General features: G+C 73.7%; 6 protein-coding genes. 2 read left to right on the forward strand and 4 right to left on the reverse strand.

Features of this window, described 5'->3' with window-relative positions; genetic code table 11:
* Nucleotides 1–1,403 (forward strand): RICIN domain-containing protein (locus tag N4P33_RS29025; protein WP_260829850.1); only part of this gene is annotated, 1,403 nt, incomplete at its 5' end.
* 50 nt (nt 1,404–1,453) lie between these two features.
* On the opposite strand, the gene hutI is transcribed toward N4P33_RS29025, so the two are convergent.
* The 4 genes from hutI to hutU are packed head-to-tail and all read right to left on the reverse strand — an operon-like array spanning nt 1,454 to nt 6,925.
* Nucleotides 1,454–2,629: an imidazolonepropionase gene (hutI, locus tag N4P33_RS29030; protein ID WP_260829851.1), complete on the reverse strand. Its 1,176-nt coding sequence runs from the start codon at nt 2,627–2,629 to the stop codon at nt 1,454–1,456.
* Nucleotides 2,630–2,649: 20 nt separating this feature from the next.
* Nucleotides 2,650–3,987, reverse strand: coding sequence for a formimidoylglutamate deiminase (locus N4P33_RS29035; RefSeq protein WP_260829852.1), 1,338 nt, complete (start codon nt 3,985–3,987; stop codon nt 2,650–2,652).
* Nucleotides 3,984–5,186 (reverse strand): allantoate amidohydrolase, encoded by a 1,203-nt coding sequence (locus N4P33_RS29040; RefSeq protein WP_260829857.1) that lies wholly within the window; start codon nt 5,184–5,186, stop codon nt 3,984–3,986. Before N4P33_RS29040 ends, N4P33_RS29035 begins: the two co-directional genes overlap by 4 nt.
* Nucleotides 5,187–5,242: 56 nt before the next feature.
* The gene (gene hutU, locus N4P33_RS29045) at nt 5,243–6,925 is read right to left on the reverse strand and encodes a urocanate hydratase (RefSeq protein ID WP_260829854.1); all 1,683 of its coding nucleotides are present in this window, start codon (nt 6,923–6,925) and stop codon (nt 5,243–5,245) included.
* 114 nt (nt 6,926–7,039) lie between these two features.
* Between hutU and N4P33_RS29050 the strand changes: the two genes are divergently transcribed.
* Entirely contained in the window at nt 7,040–8,431 is a 1,392-nt protein-coding gene (locus tag N4P33_RS29050; protein ID WP_260829856.1) for a diaminopimelate decarboxylase, read from the forward strand.
* Nucleotides 8,432–8,694 lie beyond the last annotated feature (263 nt).

Genomic DNA, 8,694 nt, shown 5'->3' on the forward strand with positions numbered 1-8,694 from the left:
ACGCCGGCGCGCGTCAACTCGCCGCTCAGGCCTTCACGCTCGCCGCCCGTCAGGCGGCCCGCGGCACCGATCCCGGCGGCCCGCTGCGCCATCAACTGCTGTTGCTCACCGTGGAGGTGGCCGCGAGCTGGGCGGCGGACGGGCGCGCCGGCGGACTCGACGCCGGGCTGCACCTCGTCCTCAGCTCCTCCGGACCCGAAGGGCCGGCCGCCCCGCCGATGCTCGCCGCGTTCCGCTCGCTGCCGTACCGGACGCAGGGCCTGATCTGGTACGGGGTGGTGGAGCGCGAGCCCGCGGACCGTACCGCGGCCTTCCTCGGCCTCACCCGCGAGGACGTGACGTACGGCATCGACGGGGCGCTCCAGGCGCTCGGCCAGGCCTGTCTGCGGTCCCGGCTGGGCGCCTCCGACGATCCGCGGTGCGGCGACTTCCGCCGGCTCATCGAGGAGTCCGTACGGCCCGACGGCCCCCGGGACAGCGCCGATCTGCGGGCGCACATGGCGCACTGCGCCTGCTGCACGGCGGCGCACGAGGAGTTGTGCGCCCTGCGGGACGATCCGCGCACCACACTCGCCGAGGGGCTGCTGCCGTGGGCGGGTACGGCGTACGGCGGGGACGTGCCGGTGGCGGCGGGGGCGGACTCCGGCTCCCTCGGCGCCGGTGTCACCACCGGTGTGGTCGGCGGTGTCGTAGCCGGTGGGGTCGTCCGGGCGCGGTCGCGTCGGCTGGTGCTGGTCTCGGCGGCGCTCGGGGTGGCCGCCGTACCGCTGCTGCTGCTCGTGCTGTCGCCGGGCGAGGCGCCGTCCGAGCGCACCGGGGGCTCGAACGTCCCCTCGCCCGCACCGCCGCCGGTGACGGTGACCGCCACCGCGTCGCCCTCCCTCACGGCGTCCCCGTCGCGTACGCCGGCCTCCCCGTCACCGACACCGTCGCCCTCGCGGACCGCCTCGCACAGCGCGCGGCCGACTCCGGCGCCGACGCGCACCGCACCGGCGTATCCGCCGCCCGGTGACTCGTACGCGCCGGTGGTGAACCTGGCCACCGGCCTGTGCCTGGACATCGACGGGGACTTCGAGAACCGCACGGATGTCGTCACCGCGCGCTGTGACGGGTCGTCCTCCCAGCGATGGCGGTTCGACGCCGGGCGCGGGGTGCTGCAGTCGGCCGCGGACGACGACTTCTGCCTGGACAGCCGGGGGGCGGTGGACCGGGGGGTCGGGATCTGGTCGTGCTCCTCGGTGGAGGGGCGCAACGGCCAGAACCTCCGGTTCACCGTCGACTCCCGGGGCGTGATCCGCCCGGCCATCGCGCCGTCCCACGCGGTGACGCCGGGCGGGGGCGACTCGGTGGGGCTGGTGAGCGCGGCGGAGCGGACGGATCAGCGGTGGCGGGCGGGGGGCTGAACGCCCGGGGGTGCTGAGCTTCCTGGGGCAGTACGGACTTGGGCGCTTCCTCAGACCACGCGGACGCCGCGCCGCCACACTCCGCTGACCAGCGGGACGCCGGGGCGGTAGGCGAGGTGGACGTGGCTGGGGGCGTCGAGGAGGATCAGGTCGGCGTAGGCGCCCGGGGTGAGGCGGCCGATGTCGGAGCGGCGCAGGGCCTGGGCGCCGCCGGCCGTGGCGGACCACACCGCCTCGTCCGGGGTCATGCCCATGTCCCGCACGGCGAGCGCGATGCAGAACGGCACCGAGGACGTGAACGACGACCCCGGGTTGCAGTCGGTGGACAGCGCGACGGTGGCGCCCGCGTCGAGCAGGCGGCGGGCGTCCGGCCACGCGGCGCGGGTGGAGAACTCGGCGCCGGGGAGGAGGGTGGCGACGGTGCTGCCGTGGGCCAGGGCGTCGACGTCGGCGTCGGTGAGGTGGGTGCAGTGGTCGGCGCTGGCGGCGTCGAGCTCGACGGCCAGCTGGACGCCGGGGCCGTAGGTGAGCTGGTTGGCGTGGACGCGCGGGTGCAGGCCCTTGGCCTTTCCAGCGGTGAGGATCGCGCGGGCCTGGTCGCCGTCGAAGGCGCCCTTCTCGCAGAAGACGTCGATCCAGCGGGCGTGCGGGGCGCAGGCGTCGAGCATCTCGCCGGTGACCAGGGCGACATAGCCGGCCGGGTCCTCGGCGTACTCGGGGGCGACGACATGGGCGCCGAGGTAGGTGACCTCGTCGGTGTGGCGGGCGGCCAGGCGCAGGGCGCGGGCCTCGTCCTCGACGGTCAGGCCGTAGCCCGACTTGGTCTCGAAGGTCGTGGTGCCCTGGCGCAGGGCCTCGCCGAGGAAACGGGTGAGGTTCGCCTCGAGTTCCGCGTCGGTCGCGGCGCGGGTGGCGGCGACGGTGGTGCGGATGCCGCCCGCGCTGTAGGGGCGGCCGGACATGCGGGCGTTGAACTCCTCGGTGCGGTCGCCCGCGAAGACGAGGTGGGAGTGGGAGTCGACGAAGCCGGGCAGGACGGCCCGGCCGCCGGCGTCGACCCGATTGTCAGTGGCGGGTGCTTTGCTTGATTCACCGGTCCACGCGATGCGGTCGCCGTCGATGACGACGGCCGCGTCCCGGACCAGGCCGAGGGGTGAATCGCCGTGGAGGGAGGGGTCGTTGGTGACCAGCGTGGCGATGTTGGTGATGACGGTGCTGCTGCTCATGGCGTCCTCGTGGGGGGTCGTCAGGCTCGCAGGACCGCGACGGCCTGCGCGAGAGCTTGCGGTGCGTCGGGGACGAGAGTGTGCGCCCCGTCGCGTACGACATGCCGGCCGGCCACGATCGTGTGCCGTACGTCGGCCGCGGTCGCGGCGAATACGGCCGTCTCTGCGCCCAGCCGGGGCAGCGGCCCCGCTGTTCTGACCGAGTCCAGCGCGATCGTGGTGAGGTCGGCGAGGGCGCCGGGCTCGATGCTGCCCGCGTCCGTCCAGCCGAGGGCCGCGTGCCCGGCGTCGGTGGCCGCGTACAGCAGCTCGGCCGCTGTCCAGTGACCGCGCGTGCGCGTACGCAGCCGCTCGTCGAGTTCCATGGCGCGGGCCTCTTCGAGCAGGTCGATGACGGCGTGGCTGTCGGAGCCGAGGCACAGCGAGGAGCCCGCCCGCTGGAGGGCGACGGCGGGTCCGATGCCGTCGGCGAGGTCGCGTTCGGTGGTGGGGCACATGCAGGTGCCGGTGCAGGTGCTGCCGATCAGGTAGATGTCCTCGTCGGTGAGGTGCGTGTTGTGCACGCCGGTGGTGAGCGGTCCCAGCACGCCGTGGTCGGCGAGCAGCTGGGTGGGCGTACAGCCGTGCATGTCCCGGCAGGCGTCGTTCTCGGCGGTCTGCTCGGACAAGTGCACATGCAGCGGTGCCCGCCGCTCCTGGGCCCAGCCCGCCACGGTCGCCAACTGGCTGGCGGGTACGGCCCGCACGGAGTGGATGGCCGCTCCGATCCGCGCGTGATTCTGCTCCTTGAGAACTGAACAGCGTTCGGCCCAGGCCTCGGCGGTGCCGTCGGAGAAGCGGAGCTGGTGGGTGGTGGGCGGCTGCCCGAAGCCGGAGGAGAGGTAGGCGGTGTCGAGGAGGGTGATGCGGATCCCGGCGTCGGCGGCGGCCGCGATGAGCGCCTCTCCCATCGCGTTGGGGTCGGCGTAGGGGGTGCCGCCGGGGGCGTGGTGCACGTAGTGGAACTCGCCGACGCAGGTGATGCCGGCGAGGGCCATCTCGGCGTACACCGCGCGGGCGAGCCGGTGGTAGGTGTCGGGGGTGAGCCGGTCGGCCACCGCGTACATGACCTCGCGCCAGGTCCAGAAGGTGCCGGAGCCGGTCTGGACGGTGCCGCGCAGGGCGCGGTGGAAGGCGTGGCTGTGGGCGTTGGCCAGCCCGGGGATCGTCAGCCCCCGCAGGACCTCGGCACCGGGTGGCGGTGCGGGGGTGTCCAGGGTGAGCGCGTGGATGCGCCCGTCCCGGACGTCGACGGTCACGCCCGGCTCGACCCGGTCGCCGAGCCAGGCGTGCTCCAGCCAGTACGTCGTCGCTGTCACCGGCAGGCCAGTCCTTCCAGTACGTCGGCGAGCGCGAGCACTCCGGCCACGCAGTCGTCCTCGGTGGCGAACTCGGCCGGGGAGTGCGAGACGCCGGTGGGGTTGCGCACGAACAGCATGGCGGTGGGGACGGTGCCGGAGAGGATCCCGGCGTCGTGTCCGGCACCGGTGCCGAGGACGGGCACCTTCAGGTCGGTCTCGCTGCCGAGGATGCGGGCGAGTTCGTCGCGCAGGGCGTGGTCGAACTCGACGACGGGGGTGAAGGACTCCCGGGTGACGTCGAGGTCGACGCCGTGGGCGGCGGCGTACTCGCGGGCGGCCGTCTCGATGCCCTCGATCACCGTGTCGAGGGTGTCCTGCTCGGGTGCGCGGGAGTCGAGCCAGCCGCGCACGAGGGAGGGGATGGCGTTGACGCCGTTGGGCTCCACGGCGATCTTGCCGAAGGTGGCGACGGCACCGGCGAGCTGGGCCTCGCGGCGGGCGGCGAGGACGGTCTCGGCGTAGGACAGCATGGGGTCACGTCGGTCGGCGAGGCGGGTCGTGCCGGCGTGGTTGGCCTCGCCCCGGAAGTCGAACCGCCAGCGGCCGTGCGGCCAGATTGCGCTGGCGAGACCGACCCGGTCGCCGGACAGGTCCAGCGCCCGGCCCTGCTCGACGTGCAGCTCGACGAACGCGCCGATCCGGGAGAGCCGCTCCGGGTCGGGGCCGATGGCGTCCGGGTCGTGTCCGGCGGCCTCCATGGCGCGGGGCAGCGTGATCCCGTCGCCGTCGGTGAGCCGGTGCGCCTGCTCGCGGGTGAGCCGGCCGGCGGTGAGCCGGGACCCGACACAGGCGAGCCCGAAGCGGGCGCCCTCCTCGTCACCGAAGTTGACGATGCCGAGGGGGCGAGTGAACTGCGTGTTCCGGCCGCGGAGTTCGTCGAGCGCGGCGAAGGCGGACACGACTCCGAGGGGCCCGTCGAAGGCACCGCCGTCGGGCACGGAGTCGAGATGCGACCCGGTGACGACGGCGTCCCCCTGAGCGGGATCCCCGGCCCAGGCCCACTGGTTCCCGTTCCGGTCGACCTCGTAGGTCAGCCCGCGAACCTGGGCCTGTTCCTGGAACCAGGCCCGGCATGCGGAGTCGGCGGGGGTCCAGGCGTAACGCCGGTAGCCACGGGATTCGGGGTGCCGGCCGATGGGGAGCAGCTCGCGCCACATGGAGTGGAAGGAGGTACTCGGTACGAGCTGCGCCCCTACCGGAGAGGTGCCGTCGCTCACGCCGTTTCACCCTCACGCATCGGCACCCGCACACCCCGCTGCTCCGCCACGGACTCCGCGATGTCGTACCCGGCGTCCACGTGGCGGATGACACCCATACCGGGGTCGTTCGTCAGCACCCGGCGGATCTTCTCGCCCGCCAGCGCCGTGCCGTCGGCCACCGTCACCTGTCCGGCGTGGAGGGACCGTCCCATGCCGACACCGCCGCCGTGGTGGAGGGACACCCAGGACGCGCCCGACGCCACGTTCACCATGGCGTTCAGCAGCGGCCAGTCGGCGATCGCGTCGGACCCGTCCAGCATCGCCTCGGTCTCGCGGTAGGGCGACGCGACGGACCCGCAGTCGAGGTGGTCGCGGCCGATGACGATCGGCGCGGCCAGCTCACCGGAGGCGACCATGTCGTTGAAGCGCTCGCCTGCCTTGTCGCGCTCGCCGTACCCGAGCCAGCAGATCCGGGCCGGCAGCCCCTGGAAGTGGACCCGCTCCCCCGCCATGCGGATCCACCGCGCGAGGGACTCGTTCTCGGGGAAGAGCTCGAGGATCGCCTTGTCGGTCTTGGCGATGTCGGCCGGGTCACCGGACAGCGCGGCCCAGCGGAAGGGGCCCTTGCCCTCGCAGAACAGCGGCCGGATGTACGCGGGGACGAAGCCGGGGAAGGCGAACGCGCGGTCGTACCCGGCGAGTTGGGCCTCGCCGCGGATGGAGTTCCCGTAGTCGAAGACCTCGGCGCCGGCGTCCATGAAGCCGACCATCGCCTCGACGTGCCGGGCCATGGACTCACGCGCGCGGGTGGTGAACCCGGCCGGGTCCTTCGCCGCGGCGTCGGCCATGTCCTCGAAGGCGATGCCGAGCGGCAGGTAGGACAGCGGGTCGTGGGCGGAGGTCTGGTCCGTCACGATGTCGATGGGGGCGCCCATCTCCAGGAGCTGGGGGACCAGTTCGGCCGCGTTTCCGAGGACGCCGATGGACAGCGGGCGGCGGGCGTCGCGGGCTTCGACGGCGAGTCGCAGGGCGTGGTCCAGGCTGTCGGCCTTGACGTCGAGGTAGCGGTGCTCGATGCGGCGGTCGATGGCGCGCGGGTCGCAGTCGACGCAGAGGGCGACACCGTCGTTCATGGTCACGGCGAGCGGCTGGGCGCCGCCCATGCCGCCGAGGCCGGCGGTGAGGGTGATGGTCCCGGCGAGGGTGCCGTCGACCCCTTTACCCATGGAATGCAGCTTCGCGGCGACGGCGGCGAAGGTCTCGTAGGTGCCCTGGAGGATGCCCTGGGTGCCGATGTAGATCCAGGAGCCGGCGGTCATCTGCCCGTACATGGTCAGGCCGAGGGCCTCCAGGCGGCGGAACTCCTCCCAGTTCGCCCAGTCGCCGACGAGGTTGGAGTTGGCGATGAGGACGCGCGGCGCCCACTCGTGGGTCTGCATGACGCCGACGGGGCGGCCGGACTGGACGAGCATCGTCTCGTCCTGCTTGAGGGTGCGCAGGGTGCGGACCATGGCGTCGAAGGAGCGCCAGTCGCGGGCGGCCTTGCCGGTGCCGCCGTAGACGACGAGCTTGTCGGGGTGTTCGGCGACCTCGGGGTCGAGGTTGTTCTGCAGCATTCGCAGGGCGGCCTCCTGCTGCCATCCCAGGGCGCTCGGTTCCGTGCCGCGCGGTGCTCGGACGGGTCGCGGTCCTGACATGGTCTGCCTCCTCATCGCTGTTACTGCGGATATTCACATCCTGGCCGCCTGAATAGAACTAGTCAATACGTCGGTGTGTCGGCGAGGGGGCGTTGCGGGTGTTTGGCTGGGGGCATGCGCGCGGAGAAGGACGGCAGCGAGGGAACAGGGGAGACGGTGGGCTACGACGACGAGCGGCCGGTCCGGCGGGACCAGGCCGTGCGGGAAGCGGTGGAGCAGGGGCTTCTCGGGCCCGACGACCCCATCGTGGCCCTGCTCGACGTCACCGGCATCCGGGAGTCGGCGGCGGAGCTGCGCTCGGCGTTCGAGGCCGTGACGCCGCCCGGCACGCGTGTGCTGCACGCGTTCGCGGTGAAGGCGACGCCGCTGGTGCCGGTGCTGCGGCTGCTGCGGGAGGAGGGCATCGGCGCGGAGGTGGCGAGCCCGGGTGAGCTGGCGCTGGCGCGGGCGGCGGGGGTGGAGCCGGAGCGAACGGTCCTCGACTCCCCCGCCAAGACCCCGGCGGAGCTGCGGGAGGCGCTCGCGCTGGGCATCGCCGTCAACGCGGACAATCCGCAGGAGCTGGCCCGCATCGACGCCCTGGTGGGGTCGGGCGTGCCCCGCTCGCCGCTCGGTCTGCGGGTGAATCCGCAGGTCGGCGCCGGTTCCATCGAGGCGTTGTCGACGGCCACGGCGACGTCCAAGTTCGGGGTGGCGCTGCGGGACGAGGGGGCCCGGGAGTGGGTCGTACGGGCGTATCTGGAGCGGCCGTGGCTGACCCGGCTGCACGCGCACACCGGGTCCCAGGGGGTCGCGCTGGAACTGATGGCGCGCGGGGTGGCTCAGACGTACGCGCTGGCGGAGGAGATCAACCGGCGGGCGGGCCGGCGGCAGGTGGACACCGTCGACATCGGTGGCGGGCTGCCGGTGAACTTCGCGTCGGACGCGACGAGGCCGACGTACGCGGAATACGCGCGGGTGCTGCGGGAGACGGTGCCGGGGCTGTTCGACGGGCGGTACGGGCTGGTCACCGAGTTCGGGCGGTCACTGCTGGCCAAGCACGGCACGGTGGTCGCGCGCGTGGAGTACGCCAAGAGCGCGGGCGGGCGGGCCGTGGCCGTGACGCACGCGGGCGTGCAGGTGGCCACGCGGACGGTGTACGCGCCGGGGGCGTGGCCGCTGCGGATCGCCGCGTACGACGCGAAGGGGCGGCCGAAGGAGGGTCCTGCGGTGGTGCAGGACGTGGCGGGACCGGCCTGCTTCGCGGGCGACCTCCTCGCCCGTGAGCAGTCCCTGCCGCTGCTGGAACAGGGCGACTACGCGGCGGCCCTGGACGCCGGCGCGTACTACTTCGCCCACCACTACGCCTACAACTCCCTCCCCCGCCCGGCCGTGTACGGCTTCGTCCCGGACGGGAGAGGCGGGGTCGCGTTCGCGCTCGTGCGCCGGGCGCAGACGACGCAGGAGATCGTGCGCGAGTCGGGCGGCGACCACCCGGACGCGCTCGTGCAGGGCCTGCGCCCCTGAGCGCCGACGCCCGGCCGCCCCGAAGGCGCTGCCCGCTCGCCGCTGTGCAGAACCTACGCCCCTGAGTACTGACGCCCGGCCGGCCCGAAGGCGCTGCCCGCTCGCCGCTGTGCAGGGCCTACGCCCCTGAGCACCGACGCCCGGCCGCCCCGAAGGCGCTGCCCGCTCGCCGCTGTGCCGGGCCTACGCCCCTGAGTACCGACGCCCGGCCGCCCCGAAGGCGCTGCCCGCTCGCCGCTGTGCAGGGCCTGCGCCCCTGAGTA

It is taken from the genome of Streptomyces sp. 15-116A, assembly GCF_025290915.1.
Classification (GTDB): Bacteria; Actinomycetota; Actinomycetes; order Streptomycetales; family Streptomycetaceae; genus Streptomyces.